This window comes from Arthrobacter sp. zg-Y1110 (assembly GCF_025244865.1).
Taxonomy (GTDB): Bacteria; Actinomycetota; Actinomycetes; order Actinomycetales; family Micrococcaceae; genus Arthrobacter_B.
Genome location: NZ_CP104272.1, coordinates 3,069,796 through 3,085,535 on the forward strand (window position 1 = coordinate 3,069,796; position 15,740 = coordinate 3,085,535).

Below are 15,740 nucleotides of genomic sequence, written 5' to 3' on the forward strand. Positions count from 1 at the left end.
CCGGCACCTAGACCGCTTCGCGCAGGTCCGCTGTTTCCACCATGCCTGCTGCCGGGCGTGCGGCGGCGACCGCCAGCCCGAGATCCTCTTCGAGCAGCTTGGCGTTGACCACCACTGCCAGCCGGTACGCGTCGCCGGCGGCGGCGACCACCTGGGCGGACGGATCGGTGGCATTGCCCACGGCCCAGATCCGCTCCTGGCTGGTGCGTCCCATTTCGTCGGTGACAATGCAGCCGTCGTCGTCCACGTCCAGATGCTCGGTCAGCCCGGTGTCCATCTCGGCGTCAGGCTCCAGGAACAGCGCTTCGCAGGGAACGGTCTGCCCGTCGGCCAGCACCAGGGCCGCCAAGGCATCGTTCTCGACGCTCAGCTCCGCCACAGTGCCCTCCACCACCCGGATCCCCATGGCGGCAAGGCCGGACGCGTCCTCTTCACTGAGGGAAATGTCCTCGTGCAGCACCAGCACCACATGCTCCGAGAAACTGCGGACCAGCTGTGCCTGCTGGATGGAGGTTTCCCCGGTTCCCAGCACGGCCAGCTTTTTGTCGATTGTTTCGTAGCCGTGGCAGTAGGGGCACTGCAGCACGTCGCGGCCCCAGCGGGAGCGGAGGCCCTCGATGTCCGGCAGGACGTCCCGCAGCCCGGTGGCAAGGATCAGCTGCCGGCCGCGGAACTCGCCGCCGTCGCCGGTCCTGACCGTGCCGGAGGGTTCCACAGCGGCCACCGTGGCCTCCGCCAGTTCCACTCCGTAGCCGCGGACCTCGGTGCGGGCGAGCTCAAGCAGTTCGGCCGGCGGCATGCCGTCACGTGTGGGGAAACCATGCACATGGCCGGCAGGCGCGTTGCGCGGGGACCCGGCGTCGAGCACCGCCACCCGGCGGCGAGCCCGCCCCAGGACCAGCGCAGCGGTGAGGCCGGCTATGCCGCCGCCCACGATCACCACGTCGTACTCGGGAACAGGAGGGGAAGATTCAGGACTGGTCATAGCTACTTTTTACAGGATCCGGTGGAAATCATCAGCATTCTTAGTATGTTGTCTAGACTTTTCCGCATGGAAGAAACCACGCAGGAAAAGCCTGCCTCCAAACTCAAGCAGGGCATCACCGGCCCCATGCTGTATCTGTTCATTCTCGGCGACGTACTTGGTGCGGGTATCTATGCCCTGGTGGGCGAGGTTTCGGGCCAAGTGGGCGGTGCCATCTGGGTGCCGCTGCTGGTTGCCCTGGTGCTTGCGCTGCTGACCGCCGCCTCCTATGCCGAGCTGGTGACGAAGTACCCGAAGGCCGGCGGTGCCGCGGTGTTCGCCCAGCGTGCCTTCAAGGTGCCGGCCATTTCGTTCCTGGTCGGTTTCGCCATGCTCGCCGCCGGCGTGACCAGTGCGGCCGGACTGGCGCTGGCGTTCACCGGTGACTACCTGAGTCCGTTCCTGGACGTCCCCCCGGTCCCCGCGGCCATCGTGTTCCTGTTGCTCGTGGCGCTGCTGAACGCCCGCGGCATCACGGAATCGGTGCGCAGCAACGTGGTCATGACCATTATCGAGCTCTCCGGGCTGGTCCTGGTGATCGTGCTGGTGGGCCTCATGCTGGGTAAGGGTGAAGGCTTCACGGAGCAGATCACCCAGTTCCCGGTAGGCGTGAATCCGGGCACGGCGGTCCTCGCCGCGTCCGTAATTGCCTACTACTCCTTCGTGGGCTTCGAAGTTTCCGCCAACATCGCCGAGGAAGTCCGCGATGTCCGCCGGGTCTATCCGAAGGCCATCTTCGGGGCAATGCTCACCGCAGGATTCGTCTACGTCCTGATCGGACTGGCGGCATCCATTGCCCTGCCCACTGAGGACCTCGCCGGGTCCTCGGGGCCGCTGCTCGACGTCGTCAGCGCCACCGGGTTCGGCATTCCGGACTGGCTCTTCAGCCTGGTGGCCCTGGTCGCCGTGGCCAACGGTGCGCTGCTGACCATGATCATGTCCTCGCGGCTGACCTACGGCATGTCGGAACAGGGCCTGCTTCCCGCCGTGTTCGGCCGGGTGCTGCCTCGCCGGAAAACCCCGTGGGTGGCCATCATCGCCACCACCGCCGTCGCCATGATCCTGACCATGACCGGAGGACTGGCCTCGCTGGCCGAGACCGTGGTCCTCCTGCTGCTCTTCGTCTTCCTGAGCACCAACCTCGCAGTGATTGTGCTGCGCAAGGACAAGGTGGAGGAGAAGCACTTCAAGGCTCCGATTGTGGTGCCGTACCTCGCTATCGCCTCCTGCCTGCTGCTCCTGACCCAGCAGGACGGCACCGTCTGGCTGCGGGCCGGCGCGCTGATGGCCATCGGGCTCCTGCTGTTCGGAGCCCGGTTCCTGGCCAAGGGCAAGAACCTCGGTGCCAAGACCCGCCGCGGTGCGGGCAAGCCGAAGGAAAGCAGCACCGAAACCACGCAGGAGCGGTAGGCGCTGCACTCTCGTTCCGGGAATCCCGGCAGCCGCGCCCCGCACGCAAAAACCGCCCCGGACCAGCTGGTCCGGGGCGGTTTTGGGTTTGCGCGGCTTTGCAGTGCGCTAGCGGTTACTCGTGCAGGTCGTCGTCGTAGTCCTTGCCGGCATGCTGCTGGCGCAGCTTCCGGCCCTCGGCGATGTCCTTCTCTTCCTGTTCCTGCCGCTTCTCCGTCTGGCGGGTGTCACGCGGGGGAAGCTGCACGGATTCCTCGGCCTGGATGCCTGCCTGCAGTTCGCGGCCGCGCTCCACCTCGGCGTCGAACTCCGCACCGAAGAGCAGGGACACATTGGCCAGCCAGATCCACAGCAGCAGGACAATGACGCCGCCGATGGCGCCGTAGGTGGCGTTGTAGTTGCCGAAGTTGGCGACGTAGAAGCTGAAGCCAAGGGTCACGATCGCCAGGATCACGAGGGCGATCAGCGAGCCCATGCTCATCCAGCGGAACTTGGGCTGCTTGACGTTCGGGGTGGTGTAGTAGAGGACTGCGATGATCAGCACCGCGAAGATCACCATGATTGGCCACTTGGCGATATTCCAGATGGTTACCGCTTCACTGCCCAGACCGATGACATTGCCGATCGCTTCGGCGATCGGGCCTGAAATCACCAGCATCAGCATCAGTGCGGCAGCCATCAGGACCAGCACCAGGGTCACGAGCAGCTGCGTGGGAAGCAGCTTCCAGGCGGGCCGGCCTTCCTCAACTTCGTAAATGCGGTTCAGGGAACGGCCAAACGCCTTCACGAAGCCGGAGGCGGACCACAGGGCGCCCAGGATACCGACGATCAACGCGAGCCCTGCGGTGGAGGAGGAGGTCAGCTGCTCGATGGGCCCTTCAATGACCTTGACCGCGTCCGCGGGGGCAAACTGCCGCACCAGGTCCAGCAGTGCGTTGGTGGTGCTTTCCGCCTGGCCCACCAAACCCAGGATGGACACCAGCGCCAGCAGGGCCGGGAAGATCGCCAGGACGGTGTAGTAGGTCAGGGCCGCGGCCAGATCGGTGCACTGGTCCTTGGAAAACTCGCGGACGGTCTTCTTGAGGATGTATTTCCAGCTGGGCTTGGATACCTCGGTGGGTTTATCGGGCTTGCTGGCATCGTCCGGACTGGGTGCGGTCTCGGCTTTGCTGTTCGTTTCCTGCGCCACTGCGGCCTCCTGCTGGGATGGATGTTCTGCCCCCATGCTATTAGTAAGCGTTCTTACCAACAAAGAGATACCGCTGATGCACCCGGATCCGCGGAAGTCAGCGGAGCCGGTAATAGTCCATCAGGACGGCCTCTTCGCCGGGGCTTAGCGGGTTCTCCGGATTGGCCCCGGGTGAGTGCGCCACCTGGTCCCTGGAGTAGTTCACGAAGATGTCCTGCCCGTCGCGGCGGGCACCGGTCAGCGGAACATAATGGTTCTCGGTTTCGAACAGGCCCAGGTCAACCGTGATCCAGACAGGCTCTGCGGTGGCGCGGTCCAGGTGCACTTCGCCCACCAGCCCCAGCCGCTCGCCGTCGTTCGCCCAGACGCTGGAGCCCTGGATTTCGTGCAGCGTAAATGCATCCGCCATGTCTCGTCCCTTCGCCGGCCCGGCCGAACTGGCCGGGTTCTTATTGCCGCCCGACGCAGGGCCTGCTGTCAACACCTGTGCGCGTGCCGTCCGGCGGGGAACGGGGAAGTCAGCGCGGCTCGCCGTCGACGGCGTTTTCCTCCCGTTCGGCGAAGACCTCTTCACCGGGGCCGGAGAAGTTCACCCGGCGTTCCACGGCATCGATGCTTCCAGTGAAGAACTGCGAGTCGCTGGTGTCCTCGTTGCGGGGCGCCGATGCGGCACGCGGGCCGCTGTGCACCATGCTGCCGGCGGGGCGGACCTCTTCCCAGCGCTGGCGCGGCAGGGCATCCGGATGCCATTCCTGGAGATAGGCGACCATGCTTTCGCGGATAAGGCAGCGCAGGTCGAACAGGGTGCCGCTGTCCACCGCGCTGACGAGGATGCGGATCCGCACCAGGCCCTTCACGGCGTCCGTCACCTGCAGCACGCCGGTGCGCTGGTCCCACAGGTCGGTGTCCGCGAGGATTTCCTTCAGCAGGGTGCGCAGGTCCCCCACCGGCACACGCCAGTCCAGGTCCAGTTCCACCGTGCCCAGGATGTCCGACTGGCGGCGGGTCCAGTTCTGGAACGGCGTGGTGGTGAAGTAGGTGGAGGGCAGGATCAGGCGCCGGTCGTCCCAGATGTGGAGCACCACGTAGGTCATGGTGATTTCCTCGATGGTGCCCCATTCGCCTTCCACCACAACGACGTCGTCCACCCGGATCGCGTCAGTGAAGGCCAGCTGCATCCCGGCAAACACGTTGGTCAGCGTCCCCTGCACGGCGAGGCCCGCCACAATGGACAGCACGCCGGCGGAGGCGAGGATACCGGCACCGAGTGCGCGGACCTCGGGGATGGTCAGCAGCACGCAGGCAACGGCAATGGTGATCAGCACGGCTATGCCCACCCTCCTGCCCAGGATCACCTGGGTTTTCAGGCGCCGCAGCCGGCGGTTGTCCCGGGTGTCCGTGCTGTACTTCGTGAGGATCATGGCCTCGATCACCAGCAGCAGGACCACGCCCAGCCACGCCACGGCGCCGATCAGTCCCAGCACCAGCACGTAGTCGACCGCCGGCAGCCACGAGGCACCGGCAGCGGTGGCTCCGAGGGCAATCCGCGCGCCGATCAGCGAGAGTCCCAGCCGCAGCGGGTTCCGGGCCTTGACGGAGATCTCCCGGATGCCCGGTGTCTTGCGGAATGCCCGGTGGACCACTTCCCGCAGGATCCGGGCCACGATCAGGGCCACACCCACTGCCACCAGCACGGCAAAGAGCGGTTTAAAGCTGACAGCAAGCGAGAGCAGGTCTTCCATACCTTCGATCATTGCAAACAGCCGTGGGTGGCTGTCCAATCAGGTCTCGCGGCGGGACCGTGCGGAGCCTGCCCGCCGGGCGGTTAAAACAGCGGACACCCCGGAGGATTCCGGGGTGTCCGCTGCGCCTTCCGGAGAAGGCGGAGGTAACGGGTCCTACTTCGCGTCGTCGGCTGCCGTTGCGGCGTCGGCGATCATCGGCACCACGTTGTCCAGGGCGTAGGGGATGCTGAGCACGTTGATGGCCGAGGTGGAGAAGACGCGCGTCGGGTCGGCGTCGGCCACGAGGCCGCCGTTCTTCACAGCGGGGATCTGCCCCAGCAGCGGATCGGAGGCAATGCTGTCGGCAACCTCTTCGCTGGCCACCCAGCTGACAAAGATGTCGGAATCCAGCTGGTTGAGGTTTTCATCCGACCAGGGGATGTAGAACTCGTCTCCCTTGGTGTTTTCCGCTACCACCGGCGCCATGGTGAGGCCCAGGGATTCCATGAACTTGGGCCGGTTGTCCAGGGCGGTGTAGACAGAGTTCTCCGCACCCGGGGCGAGGTTGCCGTAGATGAAGGACTTGCCCTCGAGCTGCGGGTATTCGTCCGCCTTCTCGGTGATGGCCTGCTCGGTGTCCGCCACCAGTTGCTCGGCTTCGTCGCTCTTGCCGAGGGCTTCGCCGATCATGGTGGCGGTGTCCTGCCAGGAGGTGCCCCACGCGGTTTCGGGGTAGGCGACCACGGGAGCGATCTTGCTCAGCTTGTCGTAGTCCTCCTGGGACAATCCGGAGTACGCGGCGAGGATGACGTCGGGGTCGGTGGCGGCGACGTCGTCGAAGGCAATGCCGTCAGCCTCGGAGTACTGCACCGGAGCGTTTTCCGATCCGATGGATGCGTCGAGGTCTTCGAGTGCCTCGTCAATCCAGGGGGTGGTGCCCTGGTCATTGCCGCCGAATTCGATCAGCGGCATCCCCACGGGAACCACGTCCAGTGCCAGCGCGGTTTCTGCGTTGGCCCAGGCCACGGCGGCTACCCGTTCGGGAACCCCTTCGATGGTGGTCTCACCGAAGGCATGCTTGATGGTCACGGGAAACTGGTCTTCCGCCGCTGCAGCGCTGCCGGAGGATTCGTTTTCCCCCGCGGCACCGGTGGAGCAGGCGGAAAGGGACAGAACGGCGACGGCGGCCGCAGCGGCGACGCGGCGCATCCGGGACAGGGCCATGTTGGGCTCCTTGGATCACTAAACGAACGGAACGGACCCAGCGGTCGCGGATCCAAAAGTAAGGTTAGCCTAGGTTTTCCCTAATTACGCAACGCTAACCTTTCGTAATCCATCCGGGGGGCCGGAAATGCCTCCGGACCCCGCGTCCGCCGGCTGTTTCAGGCCTTCCCGCGGGCCAGCCGGCGCAGGTCGACAGCCGGGTCCTGCAGCTGCGCCGGGTCGAGGATCCGGCCGGACTCAATGAGCTTCCGGGCTGCCCGGACAGCGGTTCCGCCGTCGACGGCGGCCGCTCCCGCCAGCTCTCCGTCCCGGCCCAGCAGGAACACCATAAATCCGGAGCCGGGCTCGCCGCGGAGCACGGTCTGCCCCGGGACGGCCATGCTGCCGGCCACTTCCAGGTGCACGCCGTAGCGGTCGGACCAGAACCAGTCCGCCGTGCCGGCCGGAGGTTCGGCGCCGAGCATTCCGGCAGCGGCCGCTTCGCCGGTGCGGCGGGCCGCATCCCAGTGTTCAAACCGGCGGCCGGGCACGCCGTCGGGGCCGATGCTGCGGGAGGAATCACCGGCGGCGAAAATGCGCGGATGGGAGGTTCGGCCGGATGCATCCACCAGCAGGCCGCCGTCCACGGCGAGTCCTGCGGCTTCGGCGAGCGCCGTTTCGGGCTCGCTGCCCGCGGCGACCAGGACGGCGGTGCCGGACAGCCTGCCGCCGTCCGCCAGTTCCACCCGCAGGACGTTCCCGTCCGAGGTGATCGCTGCCGCCGTGCCCCGCACATGCTCCGTCCCGTGCGCAGCGTGGAGGTGATGCAGATAGCCGGCCATGGCGGGGCCCACGGCCTGCGCGAACGGCAGTTCGGCGGGATCCACCAAAGTGACGCCGGCTCCCAGTGCGCGGGCCGTTCCCGCCACCTCGGCACCGATCAGTCCCGCGCCGAGGATCACCAAGTGGGCGCCGGCAGCCAAGTGCCCCTGCAGTGCCAGGGCATCGTCGGCGCTGCGCAGGGTGAAGACTCCGGGCAGGTCCATGCCGGGCAACGGCAGCCGGCGGGCCCGGGCGCCGGTGGCGAGCAGGACGACGTCGGCGGCGAGGTCCCTGCCCGAGGCCAGCTTGAGGACGGGCGCCTCGGTGCCGTTCCCGGCGTCGAGCTTGTCCACGGTGTCGGCGAGCACCGTGATGCCGTTGTCGTCGTACCACTGTTCCGGGGCAAGCTGCAGGCGGAGCCGGTCCAGGGTTCCGGCGAGGAACGCCTTACTCAGCGGCGGCCGGTCATAAGGCAGCCCGGCCGGGTCCACCAGGAAGAGGGTGCCGGCGAAGCCGCGCCGCCGGAGTTCACGGACGGCGCTGAAGCCGGCGATTCCGCCGCCCGCCACAGCGATGGACGCGGGGGCTGCAAGGGACGTCAAACGTTGAGGGGGCTCTCGTTCGGGTAGAGCCACACGGCTCCGTCGCGCACGTCAACGCGGTGCGCCTTGGTGCTGATGAGGGCCGGCAGGCACAAGGCTTCACCGGTGCGGAGGCAGAAGCGCGCGGAGTGGACGGGGCATTCCACCTCGTCCCCTTCGATCCACCCGTCGGCAAGGGAGGCATCCTCGTGCGTGCAGGTGTCATTGAGCGCATAGAAGCGTCCGTTGTCGCTGTGGAAAACGGCAATATCATCCGAGGTGCCCGCAGTTTCGGCGTCCACCGTCAGGGCTTCACCCTCGTCTATCTCGTCAACATCGGCAACGCGGATACCCTCGCTCATGCCCTTCCTTCCCCGGCACCAGGCCAATAACGTGCTGCTCTTAGGTCAACACGTTACCCCGGCAGCGGAGGCTCGGAGGCCGCCGCCAGCGGGGAGCCGTTCTGCTCCACCCCGGCCAGGGGTGGTGCAGGCCGCTGCTGCTTGCCGCGCTCGAGGCCGCGGATAAGCGTGATCAACTCCGATCGCAGCTCCGGACCGATTCCGGCCGTGGAATTGTCCTGCTCCAGGTTTTCGGCGTCGGCCAGCAGCTTCTGCCCGCGCTCGGAGATGGCCATCCATCGTCCGGAGCGGCCGACGGTCTCGGCCGACACCTCTTCCACGAGACCTTGCGCGGCCATGCTCACCAGCGCCGTACCCAGGGTCTGCGCGGTGACGCGCAGGCGCCTGGCCAGCTCCGCGCGCCGCATGGGCCCCTCCGCCAGGAGCACCCGCAGCACTGTCACGCGCTCCTGCGTCAGCCCCACGGCACGGAGCTTGTTATCTACTTCTCGTCTTACCAGTCTTGCAGCCGTTGAGAGCAGCCGCACGGGTTCCCAGTCCCCCTCGTTCTGCATCTTCCTGCTTCCCTGATACGTCATTGGTAGGCGGTTCTGCTCCGCTGAAACAATCAGTGTGCTTACTATTTCAACGGCAATGAGGGGGTACTTGTCAAGCGGGTGAAGTTAGCGGGCGGCCCACTGGCGGAATGCCCGGACCGTGTCACCCCCGCCTTCGATGCTCACATTGGCCGCCGCACGCCTTCCCATGGCGTGCAGGGCGAGATCCACCACGTCTCCGGAAATCAGCACCGACGGGGTGCCGCCCTTGACCCGGCGCCGGCCGGAACCGGGCACTGCCAGTTCCACGCCCACCGGGCTGCCGCGGTAGCCCATCCGGGCCATGAGGCCCAGCTGCTTCCACAGGGCCTGCTGCTGACCCGCGGGAAGCTCCCGCGGCGCTGCCATTGATTCCCCGCGGCGGATGTCCTCGTGGTGGACGACGTATTCCACGAGGTTCGCCGCGTCCAGCCGGAACGGGGAAAAACGGGCCGGACCGGCGGCAAACCGGTCCACCAATGCGGCATAGCCTTCGGGGGTGCCGGCAGCGGCGGCCTCGGCACCCAGCTGCTTCTCCTGCCCTGGTTTGGTCCGTTGCACCGCATCGGCGGCAATCCTCCAGGGCGCGTGCTCCCGCAGCACCAGATGGGCCAGCAGCCGGCGCACATCCCATCCCTCACACAGCGTCGGCGCCAGCGGATCCGCCTCCCGCAGCGTCCGGACCAATTCCGCGCGTTCCGTTTCCACCCATGCCATGTCGATCTCCTTCACGTTGAACCCCGCCGGTTTTCTCCCTTTTCCGGGAGCTTCCCTCCGGCTTTACGGCCTGCGGCCAACATTAGCCACCGCACCCCCTTTACCCCTACCTACTGACGCGTAGCATGGTCCCCACAGTGGGCTGCGAGGCCGGACACGGTGCCGGATTTACGGTGCAGCCATGACGGAGGAGAAATCCCATGAGCACCACTGATGTTTCCCAAGACGCCGGCCGCAACCGAAGTGCCCGCAGAATCAAAGAGCGCGTGGTCACCGAACAGGATGCCCGCAACGCCACCGAAGCAGCACGCGATACCGGGGAATCCCGCCCGAGCTTCGCCAAGGGGATCTACCTCGGCAATTACAACCTGGACCTGGTCGGTTCCCTGCCGCCGGCGGACCTCGACGAGGAGGCCCGCGCCCAACTGTTCCTGGAAGCCTTGACCGAGTACTGCCGGACCATGGACGGACTGGCAATTGAACGCACCGGGGTGATTCCGGACGAGAACCTGCGCGGACTTGCGGACCTGGGGGTGTTCGGCATCAAGATCCCCCAGCACTACGGCGGGCTCGGACTGTCCCTGCTGAACTACGGACGCGCCCTGATGCTCCTGGGCAGCGTGCACCCCAGCCTGGGGGCACTGGTCTCGGCCCATCAGTCCATCGGCGTGCCGGAGCCGGTGAAGGTCTTCGGGAACGACGCACAGAAGGAGGAGTACCTGCCGCGCTGCGCCGCCGGGGCAGTGACCGCCTTCCTGCTCACCGAGCCCGACGTCGGATCGGACCCGGCGCGGCTGCGCACCACCGCCATCCCCTCCGAAGACGGCAGCGAATACGTGATTGACGGCGTCAAGCTGTGGACCACCAACGGCGTGATTGCCGAACTGGTGGTGGTGATGGCCGCCGTTCCGCCGCACGGCGGTTCCAAGGGCGGCATCAGCGCGTTCGTGGTGGAAATGTCCTCCCCCGGCATCACGGTGGAGAACCGCAACAACTTCATGGGCCTGCGCGGCATCGAGAACGGGGTCACCCGCTTCACCAACGTCCGCGTTCCGGCGGCCAACCGGCTGGGCCGCGAAGGCCAGGGCCTGAAGATTGCCCTGACCACGCTGAACACCGGCCGCCTCTCCATTCCGGCCATGTGCGCGGCCTCCGGGAAATGGTCGCTGAAGATTGCCCGCGGCTGGTCCGGTGCCAGGGAACAGTGGGGCCGGCCGATCGGCCGGCACGAGGCCGTGGCCAAGAAACTCGCCTACATTGCGGCTACCAGCTTCGCACTGGAGGCGGTCTTCGAACTCTCCGCCCAGCTCGCCGACGCCGGCACCAAGGACATCCGCATCGAGGCGGCCCTGGCGAAGCTCTGGGCCAGTGAAATGGCCTACAACGTTGCCGACGAGCTGGTGCAGGTGCGCGGTGGACGCGGTTTCGAGACCGCAGATTCCCTCGCCGCCCGCGGCGAGCGCGCGGTCCCGGCCGAACAGCAGCTGCGGGACCTGCGTATCAACCGGGTATTCGAGGGTTCCACCGAAATCATGCACCTGTTCATTGCGCGGGAAGCCGTGGACGCGCACCTGTCCGCGGCCGGGGACCTGGCGGTGGCGGACGCCCCGGTGGGCGCCAAGGCACGGGCTGCACTGAAGGCCAGCGGTTTTTACGGCAAGTGGCTGCCGACGCTCGCTGCGGGCAAGGGCAACGTCCCCACGTCCTACGCCGAGTTCGGCCTGCTGGCCCGGCACCTGCGCTACGCCGAGCGGGCCTCCCGCCGGCTGGCCCGGTCCACCTTCCTCGGCATGGCCCGCTGGCAGGCGGGGCTGGAACACCACCAGGTCTTCCTGGGCCGGATTGTGGACATCGGCGCGGAAATCTTTGCGATCTCGGCCTCGTGCGTCCGCGCCCTGAACATCCGGCGCGAGGATCCGGCGGAGGGTGCAAGCGCGTTCGAGCTCGCGGACGCCTTCAGCCGGCAGTCCCGGGTGCGGATCGAGTCCCTGTTCGACGGCCTGTGGCACAACTCCGACGAGTCGGACCGGAAGCTGTCCAAGGGAGTCCTGGACGGACGCTACACCTGGCAGGAGGAAGGTGTGCTGGATGCGTCCGAGGGGACGGGCCCGTGGATCTCGGAGACGGCCCGCGGCGACGAACCGAAGGAGAACCTGCACCGCCGGTACCGGTGAGCCTTACGTCGCGCCCACCGCACCGCGGCAGATCTGCACATAGCGCACCGCTAGTTCCTCCGGGCTGAGCGGACCTCCGGCGCGGTACCACTGGGACACTCCGGTGCACATGGTGGTGACCGCCCGGCTGGCGTCCTTGGGATAGCCGGTGGCGAAGCGGCCGCTGCTGACCGCTGCTGACACCACGTCATCCAGGAGTTTCTGCTGCCGGTCCCGGGCCGCGATGTGCCCGGCCCGGGCCGCACCCTCCAGGCTGCGGATCTCGCTGGCGGCGATGAACGCGTGTTCCCAGCGGTAGGCGTGCACCAGGACAAGGCACTCGATCAGCAGGGCAAAGCGGTCCTCGACGTCCTCCCCCGCCTCGGCGAGGGCAGCGGTGCTCCGGACGTAGAGATCCGCCATCGCGGATTCGGCTATCCCCACCAGCAGCGCCTGTTTGGACGGATAGTGGTGGTAGAGCCCGGGCACGGACAAGCCGGCCCGGGTGGCCACGGTGCGGATGCTGGTCCCGTGGTAGCCGTGCTCCACAAAGCAGTCCAGCGCGTTGCGCAGCAGCGGCGGCAGGGCGGGCACGGAGAAGTCCCGCCAGTCGGGCTGCGTACGGACTGCGGTCATGGCGTCCCCTCGTTGGTCGAATACCCGGTTGTGATCCTTGACACTTTACGGGGCCTGCACCAGACTAACCGTACCGAGCGGTCGCTCGGTAGTGGTTGGAGACGGAAGTTGGCGGAGCACATGACCGAACCGGAGCAGCCTGCAGGCGGGCGACGCCTCAAGGGCAAAACAGCCATTGTCACCGGAGCCAGCCGCGGTATCGGGCTGGCGATCGCACACCGCCTGGCCGCCGAAGGGGCGAAGGTCTGCATCACTGCCCGCAACATCGGACCGTTGAAGGAAGCCGCCGCCGAGTTCCCGGAAGGCACGGTGCTGGCGATAGCCGGCAAATCCGATGACCCGGACCACCGCACCGAGGTGCTGGACACCGTGGCCGAGACCTGGGGCCGGCTGGACATCCTCGTCAACAACGCCGGCGTGAACCCGGTGTACGGGCCCCTGAGCAAGCTGGACCCGGAGGCCGCCCGCCGGATCCTGGACGTCAACGTGCTGGGCACCCTCGCCTGGGTTTCCGCCGTCTGCGCGCACGAGGCACTGGATTTCCTCGGCCGCGGCGGATCGGTGCTGAACCTCTCCTCGGTCTCGGCGCAGACCCCGGCCGCCGGCATCGGCTTCTACGGCATCAGCAAGGCCGCCGTGGAACAGCTCACCCGCACCCTCGCCGTCGAGCTGGCCCCAACGGTGCGCGTGAACGCGCTGGCGCCCGCCGTCGTCAAGACCCAGTTTGCGCGCGCCCTGTATGAGGGCCGCGAAGAAAAAGTCAGCTCCACCTACCCGCTGAAGCGGCTCGGCACCCCGGAGGACGTAGCCGGTGCGGCCGCCTTCCTGGCTTCCGACGACGCCGCCTGGATCACCGGGCAGATCATCAACCTCGACGGCGGCCTGCTCGTGGCCGGCGGCTCGGCCTGACCGCTCCCACCGCATCCCCTAAGGACCCCTCATGAGCACTGTTTCCCTGCCTCCGGAAATCGAAGACCTCCGCCTGCGCACCCGCGAGTTCATCCGCGGCACGGTGATGCCCGCAGAACCGCGGCCGGGCGCCGTCGTTCCGGAGGCGCTGCTGGAGGAACTGCGCGCCGCCGCGAAGGCCGCCGGCGTCTTCGCCCCGCACGCACCGCGCGAATACGGCGGGCAGGGGGTGCCGCTCGAGTACTGGTCCCCCGTCTTCCAGGAGGCCGGCTATTCGCTGATCGGCCCCTCGGCACTGAACTGCATGGCCCCGGATGAGGGGAACATGCACATGCTGCACCTGATCGGCAGCGAGGAACAGAAGCGCCGCTACCTCGCCCCGCTGGTCTCCGGCGAGGCCCGATCCTGCTTCGGTATGACCGAGCCGCACCCGGGTGCCGGATCGGACCCCGCCGCCCTGCGCAGCAGCGCCGCGAAGGTGGACGGCGGCTGGCTGATCAACGGGCACAAGCGCTTCACCAGCGGAGCCAACAACGCCACCTTCTGCATTGCCATGGTGCGCACCGACGCGGTGGACGGCGCGCCCGCCGGGGCCACCATGCTCCTGGTGGACATGGACGCCCCCGGGGTGCGGATCGGCGAGCAGCTGCACACCATGGACCGGGCGATCGGGGGCGGGCATCCACACGTGCACTTCGAGGACGTGTTTGTGCCGGACGCCGCCGTGCTCGGCGCACCCGGGGAAGGCTTCCGGTACGCGCAGGTCCGGCTTGGTCCGGCCCGGCTGACCCACTGCATGCGCTGGCTCGGCCTGGCCCGGCGGTCCCTGGACATCGCGTTGGACCGCACCAACCGGCGGGAGATCTTCGGATCGGTGATGAACGAACTCGGCCTGGCCCAGGAGATGATCGCGCAGTCCGTCATCGATATTGAAACTTCCGACGCCATCATCACCAAGACCGCTGCCCTGCTGGAAACCGATGCCAAGGCCGGTTCCGCCCTGTCCTCGGTGGCCAAGGCCCACACCTCGGAGGCGGTGTACCGGGTGATCGACCGGAGCCTGCAGCTGTGCGGAGGCGACGGCGTCACCGACCGGCTGCCGCTGGCCTCCTACCTCAACGAGGTCCGCGCCTTCCGCATCTATGACGGCTCCAACGAAACGCATAAGTGGGCCATTGCCCGCCGCGCTTCCTCCGGCCGCCGCCGGGAAACGGAGCGCGGCGCTCCGGATCTTGCCGATGTGTCCCGCCCGGCGTCCGCGGACGACGCCGGATCCCCCGCCGAAGCGAAAGCCTGAACCCCATGCACACCACTGCCGACGGCACCGAAGTTGTAGCCACCCGTTCCCAGGCCGAGGCCTTGGCCTCCCCTCCGCTGCTGATCCTGGATGAAGTGACCGCGTTCTTCGACGCGCACGGACTGGGTTCGGGGCCGCTGTCATGGGCGCAGATCGGGGACGGGCAGTCCAACATCACCTACCGGATCCGGCGCGGAGACGATGACTTTGTGCTGCGCCGCGGCCCGCGCCCGCCGCTGCCCCGCTCCACCCATGACATGGTCCGCGAAGCCCGGATCCAGCAGCTGCTGCGCGTGCAGGGTGTGCCGGTGCCGGAAATCCTGGCCCTCTGCGAAGACGAGTCGGTGCTCGGGGTGCCGTTCTACGTGATGGGCTTCCTCGACGGACTGGTCATCACCAACACCATCCCGACCGCACTGTCCGCAATGGAGGACCGCCGGGCAACCAGCGCCGCCGTCGTCGACGCCTTGGTCCGCATCCATTCCGTGGATGTCAGCAGCGGGGACCTGGCCTCCTTCGGCAAACCGGAGGGGTACCTGCAGCGGCAGGTGGCCCGGTTCTCCGGGTTGTGGGAGGTCAACACCATGCGCAATCTTCCCGAGGTGGGCAGGATCGGCAGCTGGCTGGCGGACAACGTGCCGGACAGCCAGGCCGCCTCGGTGCTGCACGGGGATTACCGGCCCGGGAACCTGATGTTCGCCCCGCAGTCCCCCGCCAGAGTGATTGCCGTCCTGGACTGGGAAATGTCCGCCATCGGCGATCCATTGGCCGATCTTGGCTACCTCACCGCCACCTACTCCGAGCCGGGCAGCGTCGCTACGCCCCTGGAGCTCACCGGAGTGACCCGCAACCCAGGCTATTACACCCGGGAGGATGTGATTGAGGCCTACCGGCAGCGGATGGACCTGGATCTGGAAGCGCTGCCCTGGTACCAGACCCTGGCCCTGTGGAAGGCATCGATCTTCTGCGAGGCCATCTATACCCGCTGGCTCAAGGGCGAGCGCCCCAACGACCGGATATTCGCCCCGTCGCTGGAGGCCGGGGTGCCGCAGCTGCTGCGGTCCGCCGCCGGGTTCGCCGGGCTGGCACCGGCGCCGCTGTAACTCCCGGCGGCGCTGTAACTTCGGCAGCGCTGCAG

15 protein-coding genes are annotated in these 15,740 nt (G+C 67.4%); 5 read left to right on the forward strand and 10 right to left on the reverse strand.

Annotation, left to right across the window (positions count from 1 at the left end):
• Positions 1 to 7 precede the first annotated feature (7 nt).
• On the reverse strand, positions 8 to 985 hold the full coding sequence (locus tag N2K99_RS14340; RefSeq protein ID WP_227932900.1) for an NAD(P)/FAD-dependent oxidoreductase: 978 nt from the start codon (positions 983 to 985) through the stop codon (positions 8 to 10).
• Positions 986 to 1,051: 66 nt separating this feature from the next.
• On the opposite strand from N2K99_RS14340, the gene N2K99_RS14345 reads away from it, so the two are divergent.
• On the forward strand, positions 1,052 to 2,434 hold the full coding sequence (locus N2K99_RS14345; RefSeq protein ID WP_227932899.1) for an APC family permease: 1,383 nt from the start codon (positions 1,052 to 1,054) through the stop codon (positions 2,432 to 2,434).
• A 115-nt stretch (positions 2,435 to 2,549) separates the two neighbouring features.
• Here N2K99_RS14345 and N2K99_RS14350 read toward each other — a convergent pair whose 3' ends face one another.
• From N2K99_RS14350 to N2K99_RS14385, 8 genes are all read right to left on the reverse strand, one after another.
• Positions 2,550 to 3,659, reverse strand: a complete 1,110-nt coding sequence (locus tag N2K99_RS14350) for a YihY/virulence factor BrkB family protein (RefSeq protein WP_227932898.1) — start codon at positions 3,657 to 3,659, stop codon at positions 2,550 to 2,552.
• 61 nt (positions 3,660 to 3,720) lie between these two features.
• Entirely contained in the window at positions 3,721 to 4,032 is a 312-nt protein-coding gene (locus N2K99_RS14355) for a PRC-barrel domain-containing protein (RefSeq protein ID WP_227919315.1), read from the reverse strand.
• A gap of 109 nt (positions 4,033 to 4,141) precedes the next feature.
• Positions 4,142 to 5,377, reverse strand: coding sequence for a mechanosensitive ion channel family protein (locus tag N2K99_RS14360; RefSeq protein ID WP_227932897.1), 1,236 nt, complete (start codon positions 5,375 to 5,377; stop codon positions 4,142 to 4,144).
• Between the two features lie 144 nt (positions 5,378 to 5,521).
• Positions 5,522 to 6,571, reverse strand: a complete 1,050-nt coding sequence (locus tag N2K99_RS14365; RefSeq protein ID WP_227919317.1) for an iron-siderophore ABC transporter substrate-binding protein — start codon at positions 6,569 to 6,571, stop codon at positions 5,522 to 5,524.
• A 158-nt stretch (positions 6,572 to 6,729) separates the two neighbouring features.
• Positions 6,730 to 7,974, reverse strand: a complete 1,245-nt coding sequence (locus tag N2K99_RS14370; protein ID WP_227932896.1) for an NAD(P)/FAD-dependent oxidoreductase — start codon at positions 7,972 to 7,974, stop codon at positions 6,730 to 6,732.
• A complete protein-coding gene (locus N2K99_RS14375) occupies positions 7,971 to 8,315 on the reverse strand; it encodes a bifunctional 3-phenylpropionate/cinnamic acid dioxygenase ferredoxin subunit (RefSeq protein ID WP_227919321.1) in 345 nt (114 codons plus the stop codon). The genes N2K99_RS14370 and N2K99_RS14375 overlap by 4 nt, the downstream gene beginning before the upstream one ends.
• 53 nt (positions 8,316 to 8,368) lie before the next feature.
• On the reverse strand, positions 8,369 to 8,869 hold the full coding sequence (locus N2K99_RS14380) for a MarR family winged helix-turn-helix transcriptional regulator (RefSeq protein ID WP_227919323.1): 501 nt from the start codon (positions 8,867 to 8,869) through the stop codon (positions 8,369 to 8,371).
• A gap of 108 nt (positions 8,870 to 8,977) precedes the next feature.
• Positions 8,978 to 9,607: a TIGR03085 family metal-binding protein gene (locus N2K99_RS14385; protein ID WP_227919324.1), complete on the reverse strand. Its 630-nt coding sequence runs from the start codon at positions 9,605 to 9,607 to the stop codon at positions 8,978 to 8,980.
• A 200-nt stretch (positions 9,608 to 9,807) separates the two neighbouring features.
• Here N2K99_RS14385 and N2K99_RS14390 point away from each other — a divergent pair, with 200 nt between their 5' ends.
• Positions 9,808 to 11,781, forward strand: coding sequence for an acyl-CoA dehydrogenase family protein (locus tag N2K99_RS14390; RefSeq protein WP_227919325.1), 1,974 nt, complete (start codon positions 9,808 to 9,810; stop codon positions 11,779 to 11,781).
• A gap of 3 nt (positions 11,782 to 11,784) precedes the next feature.
• Here N2K99_RS14390 and N2K99_RS14395 read toward each other — a convergent pair whose 3' ends face one another.
• Positions 11,785 to 12,396: a TetR/AcrR family transcriptional regulator gene (locus tag N2K99_RS14395; RefSeq protein ID WP_227919328.1), complete on the reverse strand. Its 612-nt coding sequence runs from the start codon at positions 12,394 to 12,396 to the stop codon at positions 11,785 to 11,787.
• 120 nt (positions 12,397 to 12,516) lie between these two features.
• Between N2K99_RS14395 and N2K99_RS14400 the strand changes: the two genes are divergently transcribed.
• The 3 genes from N2K99_RS14400 to N2K99_RS14410 are packed head-to-tail and all read left to right on the forward strand — an operon-like array spanning position 12,517 to position 15,705.
• A complete protein-coding gene (locus tag N2K99_RS14400; RefSeq protein WP_227932895.1) occupies positions 12,517 to 13,305 on the forward strand; it encodes an SDR family oxidoreductase in 789 nt (262 codons plus the stop codon).
• Positions 13,306 to 13,336: 31 nt separating this feature from the next.
• Complete coding sequence (locus N2K99_RS14405) at positions 13,337 to 14,602, forward strand: acyl-CoA dehydrogenase family protein (RefSeq protein ID WP_227932894.1); 1,266 nt, start codon at positions 13,337 to 13,339, stop codon at positions 14,600 to 14,602.
• A gap of 5 nt (positions 14,603 to 14,607) precedes the next feature.
• A complete protein-coding gene (locus tag N2K99_RS14410; protein WP_227932893.1) occupies positions 14,608 to 15,705 on the forward strand; it encodes a phosphotransferase family protein in 1,098 nt (365 codons plus the stop codon).
• The last annotated feature ends 35 nt before the right edge of the window (positions 15,706 to 15,740 follow it).